29 protein-coding genes are annotated in these 25,836 nt (G+C 66.8%); 6 read left to right on the top strand and 23 right to left on the bottom strand.

What is annotated here, in order from left to right; all coding sequences use genetic code 11:
* Positions 1–88: 88 nt before the first annotated feature.
* The 21 genes from dapF to trpS all read right to left on the bottom strand — a co-directional run bounded on the left by dapF (position 89) and on the right by trpS (position 18,218).
* Positions 89–961 carry a diaminopimelate epimerase gene (gene dapF, locus VF167_06640; protein ID HEX6925088.1) on the bottom strand — a complete coding sequence of 291 codons (873 nt, stop codon included), beginning with the start codon at positions 959–961 and terminating at the stop codon, positions 89–91.
* Between the two features lie 151 nt (positions 962–1,112).
* Positions 1,113–1,736, bottom strand: coding sequence for an imidazole glycerol phosphate synthase subunit HisH (hisH, locus tag VF167_06635; protein HEX6925087.1), 624 nt, complete (start codon positions 1,734–1,736; stop codon positions 1,113–1,115).
* On the bottom strand, positions 1,733–2,332 hold the full coding sequence (gene hisB, locus VF167_06630; GenBank protein HEX6925086.1) for an imidazoleglycerol-phosphate dehydratase HisB: 600 nt from the start codon (positions 2,330–2,332) through the stop codon (positions 1,733–1,735). Before hisB ends, hisH begins: the two co-directional genes overlap by 4 nt.
* On the bottom strand, positions 2,329–3,420 hold the full coding sequence (hisC, locus tag VF167_06625; GenBank protein ID HEX6925085.1) for a histidinol-phosphate transaminase: 1,092 nt from the start codon (positions 3,418–3,420) through the stop codon (positions 2,329–2,331). Before hisC ends, hisB begins: the two co-directional genes overlap by 4 nt.
* Positions 3,421–3,701: 281 nt before the next feature.
* Positions 3,702–4,997 carry an adenylosuccinate synthase gene (locus VF167_06620; GenBank protein HEX6925084.1) on the bottom strand — a complete coding sequence of 432 codons (1,296 nt, stop codon included), beginning with the start codon at positions 4,995–4,997 and terminating at the stop codon, positions 3,702–3,704.
* 244 nt (positions 4,998–5,241) lie between these two features.
* Positions 5,242–7,419, bottom strand: coding sequence for an ATP-binding protein (locus VF167_06615; GenBank protein HEX6925083.1), 2,178 nt, complete (start codon positions 7,417–7,419; stop codon positions 5,242–5,244).
* A 4-nt stretch (positions 7,420–7,423) separates the two neighbouring features.
* A complete protein-coding gene (gvpA, locus tag VF167_06610) occupies positions 7,424–7,726 on the bottom strand; it encodes a gas vesicle structural protein GvpA (GenBank protein ID HEX6925082.1) in 303 nt (100 codons plus the stop codon).
* 66 nt (positions 7,727–7,792) lie between these two features.
* A complete protein-coding gene (locus VF167_06605; protein ID HEX6925081.1) occupies positions 7,793–8,185 on the bottom strand; it encodes a gas vesicle protein in 393 nt (130 codons plus the stop codon).
* A complete protein-coding gene (locus VF167_06600) occupies positions 8,160–8,525 on the bottom strand; it encodes a gas vesicle protein K (GenBank protein ID HEX6925080.1) in 366 nt (121 codons plus the stop codon). The genes VF167_06605 and VF167_06600 overlap by 26 nt, the downstream gene beginning before the upstream one ends.
* A complete protein-coding gene (locus VF167_06595) occupies positions 8,522–9,196 on the bottom strand; it encodes a GvpL/GvpF family gas vesicle protein (GenBank protein ID HEX6925079.1) in 675 nt (224 codons plus the stop codon). Before VF167_06595 ends, VF167_06600 begins: the two co-directional genes overlap by 4 nt.
* Positions 9,193–9,492, bottom strand: a complete 300-nt coding sequence (locus tag VF167_06590) for a gas vesicle protein (GenBank protein ID HEX6925078.1) — start codon at positions 9,490–9,492, stop codon at positions 9,193–9,195. The genes VF167_06595 and VF167_06590 overlap by 4 nt, the downstream gene beginning before the upstream one ends.
* Positions 9,482–10,294 (bottom strand): GvpL/GvpF family gas vesicle protein, encoded by an 813-nt coding sequence (locus VF167_06585; protein HEX6925077.1) that lies wholly within the window; start codon positions 10,292–10,294, stop codon positions 9,482–9,484. Before VF167_06585 ends, VF167_06590 begins: the two co-directional genes overlap by 11 nt.
* Before the next feature lie 25 nt (positions 10,295–10,319).
* Entirely contained in the window at positions 10,320–12,137 is a 1,818-nt protein-coding gene (locus VF167_06580; GenBank protein HEX6925076.1) for a TRC40/GET3/ArsA family transport-energizing ATPase, read from the bottom strand.
* A 220-nt stretch (positions 12,138–12,357) separates the two neighbouring features.
* The gene (locus VF167_06575; GenBank protein ID HEX6925075.1) at positions 12,358–12,654 is read right to left on the bottom strand and encodes a gas vesicle protein GvpG; all 297 of its coding nucleotides are present in this window, start codon (positions 12,652–12,654) and stop codon (positions 12,358–12,360) included.
* A gap of 203 nt (positions 12,655–12,857) precedes the next feature.
* On the bottom strand, positions 12,858–13,646 hold the full coding sequence (locus VF167_06570) for a GvpL/GvpF family gas vesicle protein (GenBank protein ID HEX6925074.1): 789 nt from the start codon (positions 13,644–13,646) through the stop codon (positions 12,858–12,860).
* 54 nt (positions 13,647–13,700) lie between these two features.
* A complete protein-coding gene (locus VF167_06565) occupies positions 13,701–14,192 on the bottom strand; it encodes a DUF456 domain-containing protein (protein ID HEX6925073.1) in 492 nt (163 codons plus the stop codon).
* A gap of 46 nt (positions 14,193–14,238) precedes the next feature.
* Positions 14,239–14,964 (bottom strand): MgtC/SapB family protein, encoded by a 726-nt coding sequence (locus VF167_06560; GenBank protein ID HEX6925072.1) that lies wholly within the window; start codon positions 14,962–14,964, stop codon positions 14,239–14,241.
* A gap of 47 nt (positions 14,965–15,011) precedes the next feature.
* Positions 15,012–15,797: a 4-hydroxy-tetrahydrodipicolinate reductase gene (gene dapB / locus VF167_06555; GenBank protein ID HEX6925071.1), complete on the bottom strand. Its 786-nt coding sequence runs from the start codon at positions 15,795–15,797 to the stop codon at positions 15,012–15,014.
* Positions 15,797–16,753, bottom strand: coding sequence for a 4-hydroxy-tetrahydrodipicolinate synthase (dapA, locus tag VF167_06550; GenBank protein ID HEX6925070.1), 957 nt, complete (start codon positions 16,751–16,753; stop codon positions 15,797–15,799). Before dapA ends, dapB begins: the two co-directional genes overlap by 1 nt.
* Positions 16,746–17,024: a hypothetical protein gene (locus tag VF167_06545; protein HEX6925069.1), complete on the bottom strand. Its 279-nt coding sequence runs from the start codon at positions 17,022–17,024 to the stop codon at positions 16,746–16,748. Before VF167_06545 ends, dapA begins: the two co-directional genes overlap by 8 nt.
* A gap of 228 nt (positions 17,025–17,252) precedes the next feature.
* Positions 17,253–18,218 carry a tryptophan--tRNA ligase gene (gene trpS, locus VF167_06540; protein ID HEX6925068.1) on the bottom strand — a complete coding sequence of 322 codons (966 nt, stop codon included), beginning with the start codon at positions 18,216–18,218 and terminating at the stop codon, positions 17,253–17,255.
* A gap of 189 nt (positions 18,219–18,407) precedes the next feature.
* Between trpS and VF167_06535 the strand changes: the two genes are divergently transcribed.
* Positions 18,408–18,557, top strand: a complete 150-nt coding sequence (locus VF167_06535; protein ID HEX6925067.1) for a hypothetical protein — start codon at positions 18,408–18,410, stop codon at positions 18,555–18,557.
* A gap of 160 nt (positions 18,558–18,717) precedes the next feature.
* Here the strand turns inward: VF167_06535 and VF167_06530 are convergent, their stop codons facing one another.
* Both VF167_06530 and VF167_06525 read right to left on the bottom strand, forming a co-directional pair.
* On the bottom strand, positions 18,718–19,401 hold the full coding sequence (locus VF167_06530) for an OmpA family protein (GenBank protein ID HEX6925066.1): 684 nt from the start codon (positions 19,399–19,401) through the stop codon (positions 18,718–18,720).
* 80 nt (positions 19,402–19,481) lie between these two features.
* The gene (locus VF167_06525; GenBank protein HEX6925065.1) at positions 19,482–20,006 is read right to left on the bottom strand and encodes a putative metal-dependent hydrolase; all 525 of its coding nucleotides are present in this window, start codon (positions 20,004–20,006) and stop codon (positions 19,482–19,484) included.
* Positions 20,007–20,383: 377 nt separating this feature from the next.
* On the opposite strand from VF167_06525, the gene VF167_06520 reads away from it, so the two are divergent.
* From VF167_06520 to VF167_06500, 5 genes are all read left to right on the top strand, one after another.
* Positions 20,384–21,901 (top strand): ATP-binding protein, encoded by a 1,518-nt coding sequence (locus VF167_06520; protein HEX6925064.1) that lies wholly within the window; start codon positions 20,384–20,386, stop codon positions 21,899–21,901.
* Positions 21,901–23,412, top strand: coding sequence for an ATP-binding protein (locus tag VF167_06515; GenBank protein ID HEX6925063.1), 1,512 nt, complete (start codon positions 21,901–21,903; stop codon positions 23,410–23,412). Before VF167_06520 ends, VF167_06515 begins: the two co-directional genes overlap by 1 nt.
* 39 nt (positions 23,413–23,451) lie before the next feature.
* Positions 23,452–24,678 (top strand): EAL domain-containing protein, encoded by a 1,227-nt coding sequence (locus VF167_06510; protein HEX6925062.1) that lies wholly within the window; start codon positions 23,452–23,454, stop codon positions 24,676–24,678.
* Between the two features lie 4 nt (positions 24,679–24,682).
* Positions 24,683–25,054 (top strand): YciI family protein, encoded by a 372-nt coding sequence (locus tag VF167_06505; protein HEX6925061.1) that lies wholly within the window; start codon positions 24,683–24,685, stop codon positions 25,052–25,054.
* A gap of 101 nt (positions 25,055–25,155) precedes the next feature.
* A complete protein-coding gene (locus VF167_06500; protein HEX6925060.1) occupies positions 25,156–25,806 on the top strand; it encodes a VOC family protein in 651 nt (216 codons plus the stop codon).
* The last annotated feature ends 30 nt before the right edge of the window (positions 25,807–25,836 follow it).

The following is a 25,836-nucleotide window of genomic DNA, read 5'->3' as shown; positions in this document are numbered from 1 at the left end:
GCGAACAGGACCGAACCGCCGGCTCTCGAAGCCAACGGCGATCATCATCCTCCTGCATCACCCCGCAAAGCCCGCCGCAGGCGACCCCCTAAGCCCCGCTGAGGCGTTCCAGCATCTCCGGCAGAAGCACCCCCTCATACACCCCCTCCACCGGGCCACGCAGCACCAGCTCCCAATCCTCCCCCACACGCACGAAAAGAGTTCCCCCCGGCATGCGTACCTCTACCTCCCGGGAACTGACGAGACCCCGCCGCACCGCAGCCGCCGCGACGGCGCAGGCGCTCGAGCCGGATGCATGGGTCTCCCCTGCTCCGCGCTCCCAGACCCACGCCTCTACCACACTCCTCCCGGCAGCCCGGGCGAACTGAACGTTCGTCCCTCGCTCGAACCAGGGGTGGGTGGAGATCTGCGGAGCCCTTCGACGCAGATCGGAGACGTCCACCTCGTCCTGGAAGACGACGCAGTGGGGATTGCCGATGGAGACGGTGTCGATCGCGACCCGATCTCCACCCTCGAGCTCGAGCAGCTCGCCCTGCACCTCCCGATCCGGTCCGACGAGGCCGACCGCGCTGCTGCGGAAGCTGGCACGCCCCATCTCGACTTCGACGTCGGCGGAGTCCTCGTGCTGCGCCAGCACCACCATCCGCACCACCCCTCCCAGGGTCTCGACCGTGAAGGCGCGTCCCACCTCCACCTCCCCGCGCCCGAGCAGATAGCGCGCGAAGATCCGCAGACCGTTGCCGCTCTTCTCCGCCTCCGACCCATCGGGATTGAAGATGCGCACGCCGAAGTCCGCCACCCCGCTCCCGGTCCGCGCCAGAATCCCGTCCGACCCGACTCCCAGGTGCCGGTCGCAGATCAACCGAATCGCCTGCGTCCGAAGGGCAAACGGCACCTCCTCCAGCTCGAGGGCGATGTAGTCGTTACCCAGGCCGTGAGCCTTGAAGAAGCGGAGGGACATACGCGTCAAAATTTTGAATTATGAATTTTGAAGTTTGAATTGAAGGTTGAAATTACGGGTTATGAATCACGAATTACGAATTACCGGCCGAAGCAGGGTTCTCAAACAACGCTCCAATTCAAAGTTCAAAACTCATAATTCAAAATTCGCGTCACAGACTTGCAAAATTCCGCAAAATTTTGAGCCCGTCTTCCTGGCTCTTCTCAGGGTGGAACTGCACGCCCCAGACGTTGTCGCCGCCCACGATCGTGCCGAAGGTGACGTCGTATTCGCACTCGCCGAGCAGCTCGTCGGAGGTCGGCTCCAGGCGAGCGAAGCTGTGCACGTGGTAGAAGTAGCGCGGCTCTTGGCTGGCGACGCCGGAGAGCAGGGGGTCGCTGAGCGCCCGCTCGGTGAAGCGGACAGCGTTCCATCCCACGTGGGGGAGCGGTCGATCGGTGGGGATCCGCCGTATCCGCCCCGAGAGAAAGCCGAGACCGCGTACACCGGGAGCCTCCTCGCTCTCCTCATAGAGGAGCTGCATCCCCACGCAGATCCCCAGGAAGGGCCGACCCGCGGCTACGACGCTCCGTACCGCGTCGGCCAGTCCTCGCGCCTCCAGCTGCTCCATGCACTGGCCGAAGTGTCCCTGGCCTGGCAGGACGAGCCGGTGCGCAGCGGCGGCTATGGCAGGATCGGAGGTGAGTGTGACGGTCGCCCCCTCGTGCTCGAACGCCTTGACGACCGAGCGGATGTTCCCGGCCCCGTAGTCGAGGATGGTGACACGCGCGCTCAAAGAACTCCCTTGGTCGAGGGGACTGCGTCGGCGCGACGGGGGTCGATGGAGGTGGCGCGGTCGAGCGCCCGGGCCGCCGCCTTGAAGGTGGCTTCGACCAGGTGGTGCGCGTTCGCTCCGCGGATGGCGTCGAGGTGCAGGGTGATCCGCGACTCCGTCGCGAAGGCGCGCCAGAACTCGCCGGAGAGGGCGGCGTCGAAATCGCCGATGCGAGGCTGCCCGGGCGGCACCGGGACGTCGAAATGCAGGAAGGGACGACCGGAGACGTCCACGACCGCGCGCACCAGCGCCTCGTCGAGAGGCACGGTGGCATCGGCGTAGCGGACGATCCCCCGCTTGTCGCCCAGCGCCTCCGCAAATGCGCCGCCGAGCACGATCCCCACGTCCTCCACGGTGTGGTGACCGTCGATGTGCAGGTCGCCGTCGCAGCGCACGAACAGGTCGAACATCCCGTGACGTGCAAGCGCCTGGAGCATGTGGTCGAAGAAGCCGATCCCGGTCTGGACGTCCGCGGTGCCCGACCCGTCCAGCTCGACCCGGGCCTGAATCTTCGTCTCGCGCGTGTCGCGCGAGCGCTCTGCCGCTCTGCCCATCATGCGCCTCCCTCTTCCATGATTGCCGCCATCGCCTGCAGGAACTCCCCCGTCTCCTCCGGAGTGCCGGCGCTCACCCGGAGGCAGCGCTCCAGCATCGGGTAGCGCGACACGTCCCGCACCAGAATGCCGGACCCTTCCAGGAGGCGGGTGAAGACATCGTGGTGGTCGATCCGCGCCGACTCCACCCGAAAGAGAACGAAGTTCGCCTCGCTGGGGAAGACGCGCAGGCCGGGGAGGCGCGAGAGCTCCCGCTCGATCCGCTGCCGCTGCGCGCGCATCTCCTCCACCTGCGGCTGGAGGAGGGCACGGTGGCGAAGAACGCCCGCGGCCACCGCTTCGGTGAAGAAGTTGATGTTGTAAGGCAGCTTGGCCTTGTTCACCTCGCGCACGATCGCCGGATCGGCGAGGAGGTAGCCCGCGCGCAGCCCCGCCAGCGCCATTGCCTTGCTGAAGGTGCGCAGCAGCAGCAGTCGGGGACACTCCGCGAGCAGGGGCCGCGCGTCGAAGCCGCCGAACTCCACGTAGGCCTGATCCAGGAGGACCAACGCTTCGGTCTCGTGGTGAACGCGCAGGATCTGTTCGCGCGTGAGCGCCGCGCCGGTCGGGTTGTTCGGGGTGCAGAGCACCACCGCCGCCGCGTCCGACTCCCTGGCGGTGGCGATCACCGCATCCACGTCGAAGCTCAGGTCCGGCCGCAGCGGAACCGACCGCACGGTGCCGCCGTTGACCTCCGTCATCAGCCGGTAGAGGGTGAAGGTCGGTTCCGGGATGACCACGGACACACCCGGACCCACCACCACGGCGAGCGTCGCCTGAATCAACTCGTTGGAACCGTTGGCCACCAGGATCCCGTCCGCGGGCCAGTCCATCGCCTCGGCTACCGCCCCGATGAAGCTCTCCGCCACGAAGGGCGGATACCGGTTCCACGGCCGCTCCGCCAGTTCCTCCTGCAGGCGGCGCTTGAGCTCCGCCGGCACATCGTACGGGCTCTCGTTCTGGTTGAGCTTGATGCGCGGCTCGTAGTGCCGGAGCGTGTATGCCGAAAGAGCCCGCACCTGGGGCTTGATGTGGCGTAGGGGATCGGACATTCGTTGAAATTCTACTTGCCCAGTTGGGAAGCCAGCAGCCAGAAGCCAGGAGCCAGAATCAAGAACCCGAAGAAGCGGTGGAAGCCCCGCAGCCAGGAAACCAAGCCCGATAACCAGTCGAGCAGGGGCACCGACGCCCGCCTGGCGCCCCGCAGCCGAACCTACCTGAGAAGTCGGAGCCGCGCGCCATCAGAATCAGCGGGAGCGTATTCTGGCTTCTGGCTCCTGGCTCCTAGGCTACCCCTTCATCAACCTCCTGGCATACGGCCCCTCCCCTACTTTTACTTTCTCGCCTCCTCCACATGAATAATCTGATCCCTCCTCGTCCCCACCGACACATACCAGATCGGCACCCCGGTGAGCTCCTCGATGCGGCGCAGGTAGGCGCGGGCGCCCTCGGGAAGCTCGTCCCAGGTACGGGCGTGGGCGGTGGACGACTGCCAGCCGGGAATCGTCTCGTAGATTGGCTCCGCTTCGGCCAGGAGGCCCAGGTCGGCGGGGAACTCGTGCAACACTTCGCCGCCTGCCTTGTAGCCCGTGGCGATGTGGAGCTCGGGCAGGGTGTCGAGCACGTCCAGCTTGGTCACTGCCAGGCCGGTGAGGCCGTTCACCCGGGCGGCATATCGCACCACCACCGCGTCGAACCAGCCGCACCGGCGCGGACGGCCGGTGGTGGCCCCGTACTCCCCGCCCAGCTCCCGCACCTGCTCCTGCATCGGCGAGGGAAGCTCGGTCGGAAGCGGCCCCTGCCCGACACGGGTGGTGTAGGCCTTCACCACGCCCACCACGGCGTCGATGGCGGTCGGCCCGATTCCCACCCCCAGCGCCGCGCCTCCCGCCGTGGTGTTCGAGGAGGTGACGTAGGGATAGGTCCCGTGATCCACGTCCAGGAGCGCGCCCTGCGCTCCCTCCAGGAGCACGTGCTGCCCTTCCTGGATCGCCTGATAGATCACGTGCCCGGTCTCGAGCGCGAGCCCGAGTAGGCGCTCCCGGATTCCCATCACGTCGGAGACCAGCTGATCGGCGTCGACACGCTCGTTCGTCGCCATCCCCTCCAGACGGGCATTCACCCGCTCGGCCGCGGCACGCAGCAGGCGCTCGGCGCGGACGGTATCCCGCAGGTCCGCCACGCGAATCCCCTGCCGCGCCACCTTGTCCTCGTAGGCCGGACCGATGCCGCGCCCGGTCGTCCCGATCCGGTCGATGCCCCGGCGCTCCTCGGCCGCGCGATCGAGGATCTTGTGATAGGGAAGGAGCAGGTGGGCGCGGAAGCTTACCCCGACGCGGCCGTCCACGTCCACGCCGCGCGCGATCAGCGCATCCAGCTCCTCGAACAGCTGGAAGGGATCGAGCACCACCCCGTTGCCCAGCAGGCACCGCCGCCGCGGATGCAGAATCCCCGAGGGAATCTGGTGAAGGACGAACTCCTCCTCCCCCACGTGCACCGTGTGGCCCGCATTGGCTCCACCCTGGTAGCGGGCCACGATCTCGACTTCCTCGGCGAGGACGTCGACGATCTTCCCCTTCCCCTCGTCCCCCCACTGGGAGCCCACGATCACCGTACAACGATGCTTCATTTCTGACGTTCCGTCGGCAGATGAGAGTCCTCCGTGGAGGCCGCTGAGATGCGCGAAACGGCGCGACGCTCGGCGACAGGCCCCTTCGCAGCGTACTCCGTGCCCGCACAAAAACCGGGCGGCCCCGCCCGATTGGTGGGACCGCCCTCATGGGTGTATCCTATGGGGAATCTAGCCGCCCGCCTGGGGCGCGGGCAAGTGATTCGGGTGGTGCGCGCCCGGCTCCGCGCGGGAGCCCACCGCTTTACTCGTCGTCGGTCAGGATGGCGTCGTTGGCCATTCGCGCCATACGCGCCACCTCTTCGTCGAGCACGATCTCTTCGCTCCGCTTCGGCAGCCAGAGCGTGAAGGTGGAGCCCTTCCCCGGCGCTGAACTCACGCGGATCGTGCCGCCCAGGAGGTGCAGGAGCTTCTTGGTGATCGAAAGGCCCAGCCCCGTGCCGCCGTACTCGCGGGTGGACGACTGGTCCACCTGACGGAAATCCTCGAAGATCTTCGGCAGGTCCTCTTCCTTGATGCCGATCCCCGTGTCAATCACCTCCAGGATCACGCCGTCGTCGTCCCGCGCCCGGCGAGCGGTGATGCCGATGTAACCCTGGTGCGTGAACTTGACCGCGTTGGAGAGCAGGTTCAGCACGATCTGCTTCACCTTGGTGCGATCCGTCTCCAGGATCGGCATGTCGTCCGCGAGGTCGACCCGGTAGTCGAGGTTCTTGCGGCGCACCATCGGCTCGATGGTCTGAGACAGCTCCCTCACCAGCTGCGCCACGTCCACCGGCTCCACGTGCACCGGCATCTTGCCGGCCTCGATCTTGGCCAGGTCGAGGATGTCGTTGACCAGCTCCAGTAGGTGCTGACTCGCGGTGTACATGCGGGTGAGCGCCTCGTCCTGCCGCTGGTTGAGCTCGCCGTAGATCTTGTCCCGCATCAGCGAGGTGTAGCCGAGCAGGGCGTTGATCGGCGTGCGCAGCTCGTGGCTCATGCTGGCCAGGAACTGCGATTTGAGCCGATAGGCGCGCTCCAGCTCCTGGCTCTGCCACTGGAGCTGACGATTCCGCTCCTCCAGCTCCTCCGTGGCCGCCCGGATCCGATCCTCCAGGCTCTCGTTGAGGCCGGAGAGCTCGTTGGCCAGGCGCTCGTTCTCCACCGCCTTGGTGAGGTCATGTACGACCGAGACAATGGCGGCCATCTCGGAGCGCTCGTTGTAGACCTTGCCCGAGACCACCTCGGCGGGGAACTCCTGCCCGCTCTCCGGCTCGGTCAGGTTGATCTGGATGGTACGGGTGGCATCCGGGCTGAGGGCGAAGTCGGAGATGAAGGAGGAGAACTTGGTGTCGTTTGCCCGGACGTCCTGCCGGACTTTCGAGTTCAGCTCGCTATTGGGCGGGGCCTCGAAGAGGCGCTCCGCTTCGCGGTTCATCAGGATGATGTTCGACTGATCGTCCGTGACCAGGATCGGATCCCCGACGTTCTCGAGGATCATGTTGAGCCGGTCGCGCTCGCGTCGCGCCTTGAGCTCGGCCTGCCGCAGGCGCTTGAACTGGTGCTCGAGCTCGGTGGTGGCCCGCTTCAGATCGGTCACGTCGCGCAGCACCGAGACCATCGCCCGGTCTCCCACCAGCGCGGAGGGCAGGGGCGTGGTGAGGACCTCGAACAGCAGGTCGCCGCCTTCCGTGGGATCCACGAGGTTCAGCTCGCGGCTGTTCGCGCCGTTACCGGAGACATTCGAGCGGGTGAGGAACGACGAGAAGAGCAGGTTGTTGATCTCGACGGCACGTCGGCGGCCGTCGCTATCCCCCTCTGCGCTGGTAAAGAGCGCCTCCGCCCGCCGGTTCTCCAGCAGGATGCGGTTGTCGGCGTCGGTGATGAGGACCGGGTCGGGGAGCGCGTTGACGATTGTCGTCAGCAGGTCGCGCTGCTGCTCGATCTCCTCGCGTCCTCGCCGTAGCCGATCCAGCTCGGCGAGGCGCGACAGCAGCGGAGAGGTCCGCTCGAACTGCGCGGTGAGCTGCTCCGTCTTCTCGAAGGGGAGGGGCTGCGGCCCGATCAGCAGCACCGCAAAAGGCTCGTCGGCGCCGCCCTGGGCGCCCAGCGGGAAGACCTGGTAGCGACCCGCTGGACACCCATCGACGCGAGGATCGAAGTCGATCTCGCTTGAAGCCGCCGAGCGGTACGCCTGCACCAGCGGGTGGGAGGGATCGCTGAGCGGAACCACGACCTTGGGAACGACCCGGTGGTCCCACCCCATGGAGATCGTGCCCCGCAGCTCCTCCTCGTCCTCCACGAGCACGAGCGCGCGCTCGACTCCGAGCGGCTCCAGGACGGAGTCGAAGAGAATCGAGAGCGCCTCAGGGAGATCTCGGGCCCGACTCAACCGCCCGAGCAATTCCTCATCGCCGACGCGGTGTGCGGGTGGGGTCACAGTCTCAGCTCAGGTCCTCCAGCTGTCTCCGCAGGGCAGCGTTCTCAGCGGAGAGGCGATCCATCTCGCTCTGCATGGCTGAGCCCGCGCCGAGCTCGCGCCCGGTGCGCGGCGGCATCAGCCCGACTGCCTCGGAGTATTTCAGATACGTTTCGATCGATGCGACGACCACCCTGGCCTCGACGGTCACCAGATCGATCCCCACCAGTGAGACGCGCACATACGCGTCGATCACGATCCCCTTATCCAGCACACGGTCCAGTACATCGATCAGACTGGTGCCGCCAGGTGCTCTTTCTACGGCCATCGCTTGCCTATCCCGGGATGTGTGAAAGAGGGCGCTCCGCTGGGGAGGCGCCCACCTGCGACTTCCTCAATCCGCCGGCGGGCGGCTCTGTGGAGCATCGGCCCCGGTGCCCAGACGGTCGAGCCGCTCTTCCAGCTGCTGGATCCGGGCACGCAGCTCCCGGTTTTCTGCCAGCAGGCCGTGCGTACTGCCGGAAAGCGAAAGCGCCGGATCGAACTTCCACCAGTTCAGGCCAATCTCTTCGGCTTTGTCGATGGAACAGACGAGCAGTCGAACCTGGACGGTGAGCAGCTCGACATTGGCGAGATTGATCTTGATGTCTCCCGCAATGACGAGGCCTTTGTCCAGGATCCGATCCAGGACATCGACCAGCCCCTGGGAGCGCGTCGGTGACAGCGGCGCGTATTCAGGCAAGTGATTACAGGGGAAAAGGTCAGAGGACCCTGCCAAGAGGGCCAAGATCGATGTTCAACTCTTCGTCCGCAAGGCCGAACACCTGCTTGATTTCGCGCATTTTCTGCTCGAGGCGCCACAGCGCTGTACCCATTCTCTCGACCTGTTCCTCCGTCAGATCCGGGTCATCCATCCGCTGGATCGCCTGGTGCTCGACCACCCGGCGCAGCAGCTCCACCAGCGTCAGGACCAGGCGAGAAAGGTCCCGCTCCACCGCAGTAGGATCGAGATCGATGCGGGACGGCAGCGCATCCGCGATCGCCGCGAGCTCGGTCGCCAGCTGCCGCCTGCGCTCTTCGGACCCGCCGGTCCCCTCCTGCTCGGCACGCTCCGCTGAATCGGTCATACGAACGAATAGGGAGCCCAGGGTCCGGTCACGTGGAGGGTCACCTCGGGGAAATCCGATCGCACCTCTTCCACCCGGGCTCGATAGTGTGCAACTCCTTGTCGTTGCACCAGATGTGCCATGACCCCCGCCACCCCCGGCGCGGGGAGCGGCCGCTGGAGCGACTCCGCGGCGTCGACCCCGATGCGCCGCTCCACCGCTTCGAGCAGGGCGACCGCCCGCAAACGTCGCTCCTCGGCCGCCATCAGCTCACGCCGCCGCGCCTCCAGGTACTGCCTCCCGCCGGTCGCCTCGGTCGAGCGATCCGGCCGCTCTGCCCGAGGATCTCGCTCCAACCACTCCACCCGGATCCCCATCTCCACCTTTCCCTCCACCCGCCGGAGACCCGCGAGTAACTCCTCCCTCCGCTCCTGTAACGAGCGGCGGAGTGCCTCTTCGTCCGCAAATGTCGTCCCGAAACGAACCGGGAGGGGAGTAGAAGAGCGCAGCGCGGCGCGCACGACGGCGTCGTGGGCCCGGACCTCGTCGAGGTGCCTGGGGAGCTCACCGTCGCAAACCCAGGCGCCGAGCTCACCTGCCTCGATAAGGCGCACGGGTCCTCCTTCCGGGACAGACAGACCGGGTGGCGGCGAGGCTTCACCCGCGCGGCGGATGCAGAAGAGGGTGATCACTCCACCTCGGAGTCCGGCTTTGCCTGCTCCGCGACGCCGTCGCCCGCCGGGGCGAGAGCGCGCCGCCGCACCGTGGAAACGGAGGTGAGCACGGCGCTGAGACCGAGGTAGACGAGGTCGACTCCTGCCACCGAGATGGTCACATCGCCGGTGATGACGACCCCCTTGTCAAGGACCCGGTTGATGAGGTCGACCAGCGAGTGCGGCTCGTTGCTGGCCAGGCTTCCCTCCCAGAGGTCGATCTCCCGCGCGAGCGGATCGTCACGTCCTTGGGGGCTCCCCGCCTCAGTCGTCATCGACGTCGGTGAAGTGATACGGCGGCCAGGGACCGGTGAACTCGAACTCGAAGCCGTTGGGTTGGAACTCCCCGGCGAGCTCGCCCAGGCGCTGCTGGAAGGCGGGGTATACCTCCTCGGGGACGAGCCAGGCGCTGTCCAGCGCGAGGACGCGACCCGAATCCGGCGCGCCGTGCGGCCGCGGGACCAGGCACTCGCGCTCCGCGATTTTAGCGAGCTCGGCATAGACGAGGTGCGCCACCCGCTCCGAGACGCGGCGCAGCTCCTCGGCTCGCGCCGCATCACGCTTCTTCCGCAGGAGGTAGCGGCGCCCCGGCGGGGCAGTCTCGATCTCGGTGGACAGCGCCTTCAGCGTGGGCGAGAGCTCCTCCAGGCTCTCAGCGACGCGCGCATCCCGCCGCCAGATCCTCACCTGCCATTCCCGTCGCCCGCGCAGCCGCTCGAGAAGCGGGAGGACGCGATCCGCCTCCGCCAGGAGCCGCGCACGGACCCGATCGAGGTCACGATGGAGGGAGAAGAGGCTCAGCGGAATGACCGGGCCGCGCTCGGCGTACCAATCCAGCACCCGCTCGTGGGCGATCCCCCGCTCACCCACCCAGGCGAGGTCGCCGAGCCGCTCGTTCAGGACCTCGTCCGAGTACTCCTCCTCCGGGACCTCCCCCACGACCGCGGCCAGGGGCCCTTCGCACAGCAACTTCACGGGCTTCCCTTCCAGCCCCAGGAGATCCTCCGGCGGCTCCGGTGCCTCGGCCGGTACGATGCCGTAGAGATAGACCAGCGCGTTCTCCATCGCTTCGGTCACAGGCCTCCAGGGTGGGGATCCGACCTCAGTCCTGCACTCTGTTCAGACCGACCCAGCCGGCCGCCAGCCGAGACAGCGCGTGCACTCCGCGCGGCCCCTCGGGGAGCGCCGGAGCGGCGAAGACGGGAGTTGCCCCCGCCAGCCGGCAGAGCTCGGCAGCGTGGTCGTTACGGATCTCCGCCGTCGCCGTTCCGGGCGCGAAGAGCCGGTTGACGACGAGCGCCCCCGGCCGGATCCCCAACTCCCCGAGACGGGTAAACAGGCGACCGCTCTCGGCCACGCTCAGTGGCTCGGGGAGCGCGACGATCAGCAGCCACGTGCGGTCGACGTCCCGAAGCCTTCCCTCGAACACCCGGAGCGAGCGGGCCAGACGCAACAGGCGCTCCCCCAGGCCGCCCGGCGGTACCACCTCGCGGTACTTCAGCAGCAGCCGCATTGCCTGGTGCGTCCACTTCAGGGCCACCCGGGGAAGCTCCATGAGACGCAGAAAATGACCGCTCGGGGCGCAGTCCACGACGACGGCATCATAGGGGCGATCTTCCGTTGCGTCAACCACTTCCACGAGCGCTGACAGCTCGTCGATCCCCGGGGGTGCGAGGTCCACGAGGCGGGAGATCCCGGAGTGATCCGGTCCCGGGCTGAGGGCGGCGAAGACCCGCTTCGCTTCCTGCTCGTACTCCGCGCGGAAGGCCTCCCAGGTGGAGTGCGCATCGAGCTGCCGCGCCACCAGCCGCTCTCCCAGCCGCAGCGACTCCGCCCCCTCCGCAGCGGTCCCGAGAACGTCGCCGAGAGAGCCGGCCGGGTCGACGCCCAGCAGGAGGACGTTCTTTCCCGCCTCACTCAGACGGACGGCCAGGGCGGCCGCGGTGGTCGTCTTCCCCACCCCGCCCTTGCCGGCCACGAAATAGAGGGAGCGATCGAGCGGGGGCGTGAACGGGCTGCCCAGATGGAGGCTCGAACGCGCCAGAGGGGCGTTCCCGCGCACTTCCCGAGCACCCTGTTGCTGAGCATCCTGATGCAGGAGCGCTGCGAAGGCGCGCAGGAAATCCACCCCGACAGGGGGTTCGGACAGCGGCGGTACGAAGAAGACCGGCACGTCCCGGTGGATCCGAGCGGAAGCGGGCGTCGAGCGATTCACGACAACGGCTTCCACGGCGATGTGTCGGCGGGCGAGCTCTTCCTGCAGCCTCAGCGTCTCCGCCAGGATCATCGGCTCGCGGCCGGTGACCAGGATGCAGCGCGTGCGGTCGGGATCCTTCAGCAGCGCGGACAGTTCCGTCAGCTCGCGCCCGAGCTGATCCAGCAGCGCCGAGGCCTCGTCCGGCTGGTACGCTCCCACCAGGGCGGTGCTGACCGCCCGGCTGCGGGACTCGAGCGCCTGCAGTGCCTGGAGCCAGGCGTTGGCGAGGTCGGGGAGATCGAGAAGGCGGAGGGTGTGACCGGTGGGTGCGGTGTCTACGATGATCGTCTCACCGCCAGACATTAGCTCGCGAAGACGGAAGAGGGCCGCCAACTCGTCCATCCCCGGGACGGTCAGCTCCACCAGTTCGGCAGCGTCCTGCGCGTCGAGGTAGGTCCCGCGGTCCAGCAGGGCGAGGAGGGCGCCGCGGTGCGACGCGAGAAAGCGCCGCCGCTCCAGCTCGGCGTCGACTTCGAGCGCGGAGAGCCCGCGCACTCCGGGGACGGCGGTGGGTTCCGGCCCGAGTCGCACCCCCAGCGCATCTCCCAGCGAATGCGCCGGATCGACCGACACCACCAGCACCCGCTCCCCCGCGTCCGCCCGCTCCACCGCCAGCGCCGCGGCCACGGTCGTCTTGCCGACGCCGCCCTTACCGCAGACCAGGTAATTTTGAATTTTGAATTTTGTATCGGGTCTGAAAAATTACAAATTACAAATTACGAATTACGAATTACGAATTTGAATTATGAATCACTTACCTTTGTCATCGTGTGTGTAGCCCGCCACCGCCGCATCGTTGGATTCGCTTTGGAAGGCAGGAGTCGGACCGAGGATGGCCGCGGTAGCACGGAAGATGGCAAGGCGCGTAATTCGTAATTCGTAATTAATAATTATCCCGGGCTACCCTGACGGGCCCTCCGGCGGTTCCCATACCGAACTCCTCGCGCCAGCGGCGCACCTCGCGCAGGCGTTCCATGAGGAGTCCCTCCTGGCGGAGGTACTCAGTCTCGTCGATCTCCCCCAGCTCAAGGCGCATCTGCAGCGCCAGCAGCTCCTCCTTCACCGCCTCGTCGTTGGTCAGCTCCTCGCGCACCGTCCCGTGGACCTTGTCCAGCGCGAACTTCACGAGGAACTCCGGCCCGGTAACCGGCCAGAAGAGGAGGTGCTTGAGCAAGCCCATGGCAGCGCAGCGGAGCGTTTGAATTACGAATTACGAATTACGGATTGAAGGCGAGTCGGAAATGAAATGGCTGTGAGACCGGTTTCGCATGCGCTGCGCCAGACAGTTTCGCCTGAATGCAACGTCTGGGCGCCAACCCCACACTAATTCGTAATTCGCAGTCAGGAATTGGGAATCAGGAATTCAAAAATTCAAAATCGTCGTCACCCGCTCGCCTTCTCCAGCTTCAGCTTGATATTGACGAAGTTGTACGGTGGCCAGGGGCCGGTGTATTTGAAGGTGAGCAGGTCCTCGTAGCGCAGGGAGATCTCCTTCACCGCCTCGTCGAAAGCCTTCTCGCGGTCGCGCTCGACGAGGAAGGCGGCGTTCAGGATCATGCGGTCGCCGATCGGCTTGTTGGAGCGGGAGGCGACGGCGGCGGGCTTCAGGGCGTCGTGGATATCGCGTACGTAGCGGTTGCCGGCCTCCTCGAGGGCAGCCTCGATGAGTCGGCCGAGCTGCATGCGGGCGAAGTAGGTCGAGCTCTGAGCGCTGCGATTGATCTCGTCCTTGAGGCGGCGAATCTCTTCGTTCTCCTCCTCGATGGTGGCGATGACCTTCTCCCGGTCCCACAGCACCTTCAGGCCGAACTCGATCTTGTCCTTCATCTTCTCGAGGACGTCGTCGAAGGCCTGATAGGTAGACTTCAGCAGTTCGACGATATCCTCCTCCGTGCGGAACAGCGTCCCGAAGCTCATCGGGATCACCGTGTACTCGCGCATCACCGTCTCGTTGACGAACTCGTGCGCCAGCACGTTCTCGCGGGTGGGATCGTAGATGCGGATCGGCGTGTCACTCACCACCGCCGCGAGCTCGCCGTAGTGAACGGTATAGACGTTGTTCGTCCCCTCACCAATGCCGATCTGCCCGAACTCCCGGGGCTTGGGGCTCTTGATGATGCAGTAGACGTATTTGCCTTCCTCCACGGTCACGAGCTCTTCGTTGGTGGACATCGGTGCGGACGCTTTCTGGAAGGATCGATTCGCCCGAACGGCGGCGCAGTCCGCCTATCGGAGAGCCGTCGCCAGGGTGAAGACGAGGATCACCATTCCCACTCCGACCTTCAGCGCGATGGCCGTGCACCAGCCGAGCAGTGCACCCCAACCCACCCGCAGCGCGGGCGCGGCGCCCTTCCGCCGGGTAAGCTCGAGCAGGAAGGCGCCGAGAAACGAGCCCACCATGGCTCCCACCACGCTACCGATCAGGGGCAGCGGAAGGCCGACCACCGCACCCACGATCCCACCGAGGACCGCCCCCCAGGCCGCCCTCCGGCCTCCACCATACTTCCTGGCGAAGCGAGCGCCGAGCACCAGCTCGGCCAGCTCCGCGAGCAACGCCATCCCCAACACCGCGAGGATGGCGACAGCTCCGACCGTGCGGAAATCGGTGAGCCACGCGTAGCCGATGAGGGCCGCGACCTCCACCCACAAGCCGGGGAGGCCGAAGACGATCAGCCCGAGACCAAGGAACTGTAATACGACGAGCAGGAGATATGCCAAATAGCGCCCTCCGATGGCCGGGCATCACGCCGGCGAGATCCGCGGCTCAGGATTCCCGCCGCGCCCTCAGAACGCCGGCTTTCGTCGCCAGCTCGCGAATCAGCGCGTCGTGCTCCCTGGAGGGTCCGTAGAGCTCGAGAGAGATTTCGACGCCCTCCGCCGTGCGCTCGTACGACTGCGACTCGATACGCAGGCCGGATTGCGCCAGCCGCTCCTCGAGAGCTCGAATGAGATCCTGGGACGGCTCAATCGTGACCGCGTACCGTTGGGCGCGCTGTCGGCGGATCAGGGCCTCCTCGAGCCAGCCCAGCCCCACGAGAGTGACTACCACCAGCACGGCGCTTCCGATCGCCTCGACGTAGGCGTGCGCTCCTACCGCCATGCCGATCGCAGCAACCACCCAGATGGTCGCTGCGGTGGTGAGGCCGGTGATGCTGCCGCGCGATTGCAGGATGGTCCCCGCGCCCAGGAAGCCGATCCCCGAGACGATCTGCGCGGCAATTCGCCCCGGATCCCCGATCACGTCGCCACCGGGCAACCGCGCGCCACCCGTGACGTTGGCCCCCACCCGCACGGAAACCTCCATCAACAGAGCCGCCCCCATGCAGATGAGCAGGTTGGTGCGTAGACCGGCGGGCTTTGCCTGGATCTCTCGCTCCAGACCGATGAGGCCTCCGAGCAGGGCCGCGAGCACCAGGCGGCCCAGCAGGTCGAGTTGCAGCGCCTCCGCCAGCTCGGGACTCATCCCGAGCCACACCGCGAGATCGTCCACGGTCGGGTACGGTAGGTTCGGGGATTCGCCGCCGGATTCAGCCACATTCAGCCGAGGCCGAGCACGTCTTGCATGGAGTATTGCCCGGCAGGGCGGCCGACCAGCCAGCGGGCGGCACGTAGCGCCCCCGCCGCGAAGAGCGAGCGGTCGGCGGCGTGATGGGAAAGCGTGAGCCGGTCGAGCTCACCGATGAACATGACGTCGTGCTCGCCGATCAGGTCGCCCCCGCGGATGGCGTGAAAGCCGATCTCCCCCGCCGGCCGTGCCCCGGGTCGACCACTTCGCCCATCGCGGCGCACCGAGCCCAGTTCGACCGAGCGGCCGCGCGCGACCGCTTCACCGAGAGCCAGTGCTGTGCCGCTCGGCGCGTCCTCCTTGCGGCGATGGTGCGCCTCCACGATCTCCACGTCGTACTCGGGGCCGAGAACCCGAGCGGCCTGCTCGGCCAGGATCAGCACGAGGTTCACCGCGACGCTGAAGTTGGCGGCCACCAGCACCGGGCCGCGTTCCGCCTGCGCCTGCAGGAGCGAGCGTTCCGCGTCGCCCAGGCCGGTGGTACCCACGAGCAGAGCCTTCCCCGCGAGCGACTCCGAATGCTCGCGCAGCAGCGAGCCCAGGAACGCTGGCGCCGAGAAATCGATCACGGCGTCAGCCTGGCGGATGAGATCGGCGGAGGAGGCCAGCGGGGCTACGCGGACGCCTCCGACACGCTCCGCTGCGTCGGCCCGATCGATCCCTCCCACCAGCTCCAGCTCCGAGTCCGCTTCGATCAGCCGTCGCAGGGCGGTGCCCATCCGTCCCGTCGCGCCGCTCAGCACCAGCTTCAGCGACATCAAACCCCCTCTTCCGCCACGGGGAGGCCCGCAGCGCGCATCTGCTCCAACAGTTCCCGGCGGACCTCCTCGGAGACCGGGACCAGGGGGAGGCGGACCTCTCCCACGTTGAAGCCGAGCGCTCGCACCGCTGCCTTAACCACGATCGGATTGGCCTCACGGAACAGAGTGCGGATCAGCGGCAGGTAGCGTAGCTGGAGATCGCGGGCGGCGTCGAGCTGACCATCGAGGTAGCTGTGGGCGAGCCGCGAGGCATCCGCGGGGGCGATGTTGGCGAGTACGGAGATCACACCCTTGCCCCCCAGAGACATCACCGGCACCACCTGATCGTCGTTGCCGGAGTACACCGCGAGGCGATCACCCACCCGACGCAGCAACTCCGCGATCTGCGCGATATCGCCGCTCGCCTCCTTGACCCCGACCACCCGCGGGTCGCTGGCGATCTCCTCGATCGTCTCGGGGAGGATATTGCACGCCGTGCGGCCCGGAATGTTGTAGATGATGGTAGGAAGGTCGGCCGCGTCCATCACCGCCCGATAGTGTGCGACGATTCCGCGCTGCGGTGGCTTGCTGTACGGCGGAGGGGAGAGCAGCAGTCCATCCGCGCCCGCCGCGCGAGCAGCCCGCGCCAGGCGCGACACGGCCGCCGTGTCAGCTCCACCCGCACCAACGATCACCGGGATCTGCCCGCCGGTCGCGCTCACCGCCACCTCAGCCACGCGGCGCTGCTCGTCGGGCGACATCGTCGCCGCCTCGCCGGTGCTGCCGTTGACCACCAGCGCGTCGGTACGCTCGCGCAGGTGGAAGCGGACCAGCTCGGCGAGACAGTCCTCGTCGATCCCGTCCCGCCTGAATGGAGTCACGAGCGCTACCGCGCACCCGACAAAGAGGGGTGTGGCCATCGAATCCGTCCGCTGCTCGCGGGGCATCGGCGTGGCCGCGAGCGGTTCAATCAAGGTTCAGATCCAGTACGTCGCCCGGCAGGGTATCCCCTTCGGGATCATCGGGGTTCATGTCGCGGGCGGTCTCGTCCTCGAAATCGTCCGACGCTTCGTCACCCACCTGGTGGGTGTAGAAGTCGCGGAAGACCCCGTTGCCGCACTTCTCGCAGGTCATGCCATCGGGGGGAGAACCGTCCGAAAAGTAATACTCCTGGCCGCATTTGAGGCATACGAGGGTGAGAACTCCCTCGTCGTCCCCGCGCTCTTCCCGCGCCTCGTCCACCATCTTTCGCTCCTCGTTAGATGACCCTCCTCGAGGGCGCGGGCGTCGCACAAGTCGTACCTTCCGCCACCCCGCGGGACCGTCCCGCCCGGCTATCAGCTTTCAGCTATCGATCCGGACAGTCCGGACCGGTATCAGGCCGCCAGTCGACCCGACAGCTGGAGCCAGGACCAGCCGTTCCGGAACGATAGCCGATAGGTGACGGCCGACAGCCGTTTCTCCGCGAACGTCTCAGCGTATCCCTACTGCCTCACGCACACGCTGCATCGTCTCCGCTGCGATGGCGCGGGCCCGCTCGCCCCCCTCTCGCAGAACGGCGTCGACATAGCCGGGGTCGTCCAGCAACTCCTGCCGCCGCGCCCGGATCGGGGCGAAGTACTCCCAGAGCTGCTCGAACAGGCGCTGCTTGAAGTGGCCGTAGCCGACCCCGCCGGCGCGGAACTCCTGGCGCATCACCTCGACCTGCTCCGGCTCGGCCACCAGCGCATAGAGCTGCACGATGGTCGAGTTGGTCGGGTCCTTGGGCGCCTCCAGCGGGGTGGAGTCGGTGACGATGCTCATCACCCGTTTCCGCAGCGCCTTCTCGTCCATGAAGATGTCAATAGTGTTGCCGTAGCTCTTGCTCATCTTCTGGCCGTCGACGCCGGGAATGGTCGCGATCTCCTCGGGAATATGCGCTTCCGGGAGGCGGAACACCTCGCCGTACGTCTCGTTGATCTTGATGGCGATGTCGCGCGTCACCTCGAGGTGCTGCTTCTGATCCTTCCCTACCGGGACGAGGTCCGGCTCATAGAGCAGGACGTCGGCCGCCTGCAGCACGGGATAGGTGAAAAGGCCCGCCCCCGCCGGCAACCCGCGCGCGACCTTGTCCTTGTACGCGTGACAGCGTTCCAGCAGGCCCATCGGCGTGACCGTGAGGAGCACCCACATGAGCTCCGTGTGCTCGTGCACGTCCGACTGGCGCCAGAAGATCGTGCGTGAGGGATCGACACCGCAGGCCAGCAGGTCGATGGCCGCCTCGCGCACGTAGTGCCGGAGCCTCTCAGGGTCCTTGAGCGAGGTCAGGGCGTGCAGATCGGCGAGGAAGACAAAGACCTCCCCCTGCGACTGCATCTCCACGATCGGGCGAATCGCGCCGAAATAGTTGCCGACATGAAGGATTCCGGACGGTTGGAATCCGGTGAGTATGCGCTTCATGCGAAACAAACAGGTCGATACTGGTGGTCCGAGCAGCGCCAACCTAGCCCGATTTTCACCCGCTTCGCCAGTCCTGCCGGGGAAAGAGCGATCCCCTTCCGGGATTCGGCTCCGGGGGACTCATGCTTTTGCGCCACCTGCCGAGAATTTCTGCAGGATGAAGTGCTCCCGGATTCCAAGGAAACAGCAATGTCGCCGACCGACCTTCCCACGCAGATCCTTACCCAATCCCCCGCCCGCACCCGCCTCGCCGACACCCGCGCCCTGATCCAGCGCGTACAGGCCGCGGCGGAGAGGGAGTGGGAGAGGGAGGTGAGACGTGAACGGGTGAACGGGTGACAAGGTGACGGGGTGACAAGGTGACAAGGTGAGAGATTCGTCCCCTGCACCCCGAAGTGGATCAAAGCAAGAGGCCGGTATCGTTCTGGATACCGGCCTCCGCTTTGTTCACCCGTTCACCCGTTCACCCGTCCACCTTGTCACCTTGTCACCCCTGCCGTTACTCGCCACCCGGATTGTTCCGCAGCAGCCGCTCGCGGTACTCCTCGCTGGCGAAGATGGCGACCTCGACGCGGCGGTTCTGCTGACGGCCGGCCTCGGTCTCGTTCTCGGCGATGGGCTCGAGCTCGCCGCGGCCGGAAGTGCGGATGCGATCGCGGGGGACGCCGTTCGCGGCCAGGATCTGGGCGGCGGACTCGGCCCGTCGCTCGGAGAGCGTCTGGTTGTAGGCGTCGGACCCGACGGCATCGGTGTGACCGACGATGAGCACCTCGGTCTCGGGATTCTCACGCAGGCTCGCCGCCAGGTTGAGCAGGTTCTCCCGACCCGCGGGAAGCAGCTCGGTGGAGTTGAAGGGGAAGAGCAGCCCCGAGTCGAAGGTCACCACGATCCCTTCACCAACCCGCTGCACGGTGGCGCCGGGGATCTTCGCGGCCAGCTCCTCCGCCTGACGATCCATCTGCCGGCCGATGATGGCCCCCGCCGCACCACCAACCGCCGCGCCGATGATGGCGCCGCGCGCGGTGGAACCCACCTGGTTGCCGATAACCGCGCCCACGGCTGCGCCGCCCGCAGCACCGATCACCGCACCCCGCCCCGTTCGATTCATGCTGCTGCAGGCGGTCACTCCGGTACCCAGCGTCGCCACGACCATCAGCGCGGCAACATTGCGAGTTGCTCTCATCGTTTCTCCGTTGCTGTCGTCACGTTCAACCCCGCCCTCACCTTCCAGACGGCTGGCCTCGATCGCTGCAAGGCGGGTGCCTACCAGCCCTCCCGCTCGCGCAGCCGGGTCACGTGCGCCACGTGGTGCTGCCCGTGCCAGGCGTACATCTGAACCAGGAAAGACACCGTGAGCTGCCCATGACCCGGGTGATGGAGGGGGCGCTGCATGGCATCGCTCGGCAGAGCCCTCAACAACCGCACCCAGCGTTCATGCAATACCTCTAGCAATCTGAGCGAAACTCCCACGGGCGCGGTACGCGCGTCCTCGAGCTCGGCCCAACGTCCTTCCTGATAGGGTCGGACGGTGGGCGTCTCCTCGGTGAGCGCGAGCCGTAGCCGCACGTAGGCGTTGATGTGGCTATCGGCCACGTGGTGAACCACCTGGCGCACCGTCCATCCGCCGGGTCGATAGCGAGTGTCCAGCTGCGCGTCGCTCAGACCCTGAACAGCCTCCCGCAGCCGCGCGGGCACCTCCGCGATCCGGTCAATAGCAGCTCCGAGTGCCTCTTCGCCGGCGCTCGGGTCGTAACGAAACCGTCCGATCGGATAACGCAGGTCGTCCATGGATGAGGACAGGTCGGGGAGCAGGTGATCACTTTTCGGGAGTAGGATACACGTCGCGGCGCTCCACGCCAGTGACTTGCCTCCCCCCTCCAGCGGAGGGGGTGACCGGCCGATACTCGGATTTGCGGATTCCAAGGTGCCCGACGCCATTGCGGCGCAGGCACCGCTCGCATTCGCTGGCGGCCGGGGAGGCTTGTTCGGGCGACTGACACGCCGTATGATTTCAGTGCTGCCGTCGCGGCCTGGATTTGCGAATCCGGAGCACGCCCGTCGTCCATCCACGCAGTTATCTCCCTCCGCCGTAACCGCCAGGTTCGACCTCCGTCCGCACACGGAGCGACCCTGTATATCCACTGGGAACGAGTTCCTGGAGTCATATGCTGAGCGATTCTGGACCCACGTCGGAAGCCGAGCCGACGAGTCCCTCTGCGCAACCCGAAGCGCGGGACCTGTTCGTGCTGCTCGACACGCTCCCGGCGGCGGTTCTGCTCCTCGACGCGGAGGGGCAGGTCGTCCGGGTGAACCCGGTGGCCACGACGCTCCTGGGCCGCGCGGACGCCGAGATCGTGAGCCTCGACTTTTTTCGCGAGGTCTGCCCGGAGCTGGAGGAGGCCGGCCTTGGCGAGCGCTATCGACGGGAGATGCAGACGGGCGAAACCCGCTTCGAGTGGGACGGCACTCTTGCCGGCCCCAGCGGAGAGCTGCGCCTGTGGATGGGGCTGCGCTCCCTGACCATCCGCGAGAACCTCTGGGGGGTGCTCGTTCTGGAGGACCGCTCGCTGCTGGCGGAAGAGGAAGAGCGGCGACGCCGTGCTGAACGCCTTGCGGCTGTGGGAGAGCTCGCCGCCGGAGTCGCGCATGAGGTCAACAATCCGCTCGCTTCGATCAAGAGCTTTGCGCAACTCCTCGCCCGGGAGGTGACCGGCGCCGAGCATCAGCGCGCGCTCGAGATCATCGTGGAAGAGAGCACCCGCATCGCGCGGGTGGTGGAGAACCTCCTCAGCTTTGCGCGTCAGCAGGGGGTGAGCGGCCGCGAGCCGGTCAACCTCACCCACGAGGCGGAGCGCGTGCTGGAGCTGCAGCGCTACTCGCTCGAGACCGCGGGCATCGAGGTACGCCGCGACCTCGACCAGAACCTCTCTTCGGTGATGGGAGAGGCGGGTGCGCTGCAGCAGGTGATCCTCAACCTGATCGTCAACGCCGAGCAAGCGCTCGCGTCGAAGCCCGGCCATCGCCTGCTGATCGTCCGCACGCGTGAGTCTTCCGAAGGGGTCGTCCTCTCCGTCGTGGACAACGGACCGGGGATTCCTCGCGAGAAGCTACCCCACATCTTCGATGGATACGTGGCCGGCCAGGGCCGCGACTCGGGGTTGGGGCTGGGGATCTCGGCGCAGATCATCCGCGAGCACGGCGGCCAGATCATGGCCGAGAGCGAGGAAGGCCGGGGAGCCGCCTTCTTCGTGCGACTGCCCCGCTGCGGCCCGACGGCCGCACCGCTCCCGGAGTCTTCTCCGGCGCCGGTCGCCCCCACCCCCGCACGCCCGCTGAAGGTGCTGGTAGCGGACGACGAGCCGACGCTCCGCCTGGCCATTGCCCTCTTCCTGGGGCGACGAGGTCATCAGGTGGTGCAGGCCGCGGATGCCTACGAGGCGCTGCGACTGGCGCAGGAGCAGCAGTTCGACGCGGCCCTGGTCGACGCCCGCATGCCCGGCGACGGCCTGCACCTGCTCGAGCAGCTCGAGGCGATGCCTACCCTTCGCGGTCGCACGGCGTTGATGACCGGAGACCTCGGCCGCGCCCGCACCTCCCAGGGAATCACCACCGGTAGGCCGTATCTCGTCAAACCGTTCGACATGACGGACGCGGTCAACCTGATCGAGAAGCTGGGGCAGTGATGAACCAAGCCGTCTACGGCCCCCCTGATCAGGCTGCCAGTAGCGAGAGTCCGGAGCTACTGGTGGGCAGTCTTGCGGCGCTTTCCACGATGCCGCTCGGGCTACTGGACCAGTTTCCGGGTGCCGTCCTGCTGCTCGACGGGTTGGGGCGCATCGGCTACCTGAACAACGTGGCCGAGTTGCGCCTGGACGCCGTGGCGGCCGAGCTGATCGGCCGGGACCTCTTCCGGGAGGTCATGCCGAAGCTCGAGGTGGAGGGGTGGGGCGAGCGGTACCGCGCCGGAATGATGGCGGGCCGCATCGCCTTCGCGTGCGAGACGGCCTGGGGAGATGCGCGTCTGGGCCTGGGAGTCCGATCGTTCATCTTCGGAGGCACCCTTGGTGCTTTCGTGTTGATCGAGGATCGCACAGTGCTGGCGGCAGAGGTGGCCCGGCGGAAGCGCGCGGAGCGCCTTGCCGCGGTGGGCGAGCTCGCCGGTGGCGTCGCGCACCAGATCAACAATCCGCTCGCGAGCATCAAAGGGTTCGCCCAGCTCGTCGCGCGCGAAACGGAGGATCCGGAGCAGGCGCAGGCCCTGGAGATCGTCAGCCAGGAGTGCAACCGGATCGCCACCATCATTGGCAACCTGCTGGGCTTTGCGGACCAGCAACTACGGCCGTCCGGGGGCACGCTCGACCTGAACGAGCTCGTGGACACGATCCTGATGCTGCGCCAGTACCCCCTCGAGACCTCCGGAATCGAGGTGCGACGCGATCTGGACCCGGGTCTCGCCCAGATCTGCGGCGATCGCGGAGCTATCCAGCGCGCGGTGCTGGCACTGGTGATCCGGGCAGAGCGAACGCTCGACGGCGTGCCCGATGCCCGCCTGACCGTGCGCACGCGTGAGTCCAGCGACGGAGTGCTTCTCAGCGTGATCGACAATGGCCCGGCGATCCCGCGTTCCAAGCTGCCTCACCTCTTTGGCTCGCTGGAGCTGGAGGAGGCGGAAGCGGGGATCGGCTTGGGCGTCGCGCACTCGATCGTGCGGGAGCACGGCGGGCACCTGTGGGCCGACAGCGTGGACGGACGGGGGAGCGCCTTTTATCTTCGCCTGCCGCGCTATGAGCCGGTCCCGACCCAGGTCGCTCGGCGCACACCGCGGCCGCGGCTTCGCAGCCTTCCGACTCGCCCTCTGCGCGTGCTCGTGGCGGATGACGAGCCCACTCTGCGGCTGGCCATCACGCTCTTCCTGGGGCGGCACGGACACGAGGTGGTCCAGGCGGTGGATGCCTTCGAGGCGTTGCGCCTCGCTACCCAGCAGCCGTTCGACGTCGTCCTGGCGGATCTCGGAATGGCGGGTAAGTCGGACCTGCTCCGGCACCTCGACCAGAACCCTGAGCTGAAAGGGCGGACGATCTTCATGTCCGACGCGGCTCCGGATCCCGGGGTGCAGCTGGCGGATCGGCCGCACCTGATCAAACCATTCGACATGACCGAGGTCATCCGCCTCGTGGAGGACGTCGCCCGCTGACTTCCTCGTCCGGGGAGGAACGGTCGCTGTGGGGTCTCTTTGGAACTCTTTGTTGCGCGGCAGCCGATCTTCGACGCGGCCGGTGAGCTGCACGGATACGAGCTGCTTTACCGGGGCGGAGCCCAGAGCTCCAGCGCAGACGGGACGAGCACCGAGCAGATGTCGCTCGATGTCATCGTCCAGTCCTTCCTCGAAATCGGCCTCGACCGGATCACTCGCGGTCACACCGCCTACCTGAACTTCAGCCGCCAGATGCTCCTGAGCGGCTCCTACGACCTGCTCGACCCCGAGACGGTGATCGTGGAGCTGCTCGAAGACGTGCTCGGCGACGAGCCGGTCGCCCGCGCCTGTGCCCACCTCGCGCAGGCCGGGTACCAACTCGCGCTCGACGATTACGAACCGGGCGGGCCGCACGAGGCGCTGCTTCCGCACGCGCGCATCGTTAAAGTCGACGTGCTGAACCGGCCCATGGAAGAGCTGCGGGCGGTAGCCGACAGGCTGCGCGGTCAGCCGGTGCGACTGCTGGCCGAACGCGTGGAAACAGCGGAGGTTCGTGACGCCTGTCGCGAGATCGGCTTCGAGCTCTTCCAGGGATACTTCTTCGCCCGTCCCGAGGTGATCTCCGGTCAGGGGATCTCGGCGGATCAGCTCGCCATCCTGCAGCTCATGAACCGCCTGCGCGATGACGGGACCTCCGACATCGAGATCGAGGAGACCTTCCGCCGCGACCCCTCCCTCAGCTACAAGCTTCTGCGTATGGTGAACGCCGCCGCGGGCGGTGGGCGCGGCATCGAGTCGATCATGCACGCGATCCGCCTGCTCGGACGGGAGCAGCTGCACCGCTGGCTGGCGCTGCTCTTCGCCTCGTCACTGGCGCGCGGCAAGGCGACTGACGTCGAGCTCGTACACGCCGCGGTGCTGCGCGGTCGGCTGCTGGAACGGCTGGGAGAAGCGGCGGGTAAGCGGGAGCAAGCGGGGTCGCTCTTCATGGTCGGGCTGTTTTCACTGATGGATGCGCTCCTGCGCATGCCGATGGCGGAGCTTCTCGAACGGGTGGACCTGGCGGAGGAGGTGAAGACCGCGCTGCTGAAGCGCGACGGACCGTACGCCGTATGGCTGCAGCTGGCGGAATCGTACGAGGCGGCGGAGTGGGAAAGGATGACGGCCCTGGCCGCCTCGGTGGCCATCTCGCCGTTCGAGCTCCCCGACATCTACCTGGAGTCATTGAACTGGGCGCGTGATCGAGTGCCCGTAACCGCGGGGTGACGCGATGAAGTTTCTCTGCTTCGCGTACGAGGAGGAAGCGAAGCTGAATGCCCTCTCGGAAGAGGAGTGGCATCGGCTCAGGCAGGAGACGCTGGATTACGTCGATTCCCTGCGTCGCAGCGGCAAGCTGGTCTCGACGTACGCCTTGCAGAGCGCCCGCAAGTCGGCCACCGTGCGGGTACGCGACGGGAAGCCGTCGATCACGGATGGCCCTTTCACCGAGGCCAAGGAGTACATCGGCGGCTACTTCCTGATCGAGGTGGCGAACCGGGAGGAGGCGCTCGAGGTGGCCGCGGGGTGGCCGTCCGCGCGGATCGGATCGATCGAGGTCCGGCCGGTGGAGGAGGAGCTGCGGATGGATAGCCGCTACGACTGAGCTTCGAAGCAAAGGCATTGCTTGCGATCGGCGCCGCCGCCAAGGTGATGGCAGTGGCGCCGATCGTCTTTCCGCCTCCCCCCGCCTCTCCAGGAGGAACCATGTCCAACCCACCGCCCACGCCGGTCCAGAGCGATCGCCTCCACCCGGTCCTGACCGTCCCTGAGATACGCGCCGCGATCGACTACTACACGTCCGTCCTGGGGTTCGAGGAAGAGTTCACCTGGGGTGAGCCCCCGACCTTCGGCGGAGTGCGGCTGGACGAGATCGTCCTCTTCTTCCAACTGGGCGTGCCCCAACCGGCGGGGCTTGCGGTGGCGATCGTCGTGGACGATGCGGATGGCCTGCACGCAATGCAGGCGAGCAGGGGGGCGCGCATCATAGAGCCCCCCGGGGACCGGGACTATGGCATCCGCGATTACCTGGTCGAGGACCTGAACGGCTATCGGCTATCGTTCGGTCATTCCATCTACCACGTCGGCGATCCGGTGGAGATCGAGCGGGTGGACGTGCCGGTGCGCCTGGAGAAGCGGTTGGCCGCGTTGCTGGAGGACCTCGCTGTCCACAAGCGCATGACGCTCTCGGAATGCCTGGAGGAAATTCTGCTCCACACCTGCGAGCCCTACGGGGACGGCGTCGCCAGTCCACACACACGCGTTACGCTCGCGTACATTCAGGAGCTCAAGCGCAAGCACGGAATCGACTACGACACGCACGCGAGCTATAGATTCGTGGAGAAGCCGGCGTCGTAGGAGAGATCAAGCATCCCGCGGGTTTACTTG

The organism is Longimicrobiaceae bacterium (assembly GCA_036375715.1).
In the GTDB taxonomy this organism is placed as follows: Bacteria; Gemmatimonadota; Gemmatimonadetes; order Longimicrobiales; family Longimicrobiaceae; genus DASVBS01.
This window is presented reverse-complemented; position numbering and strand designations above follow the sequence as displayed.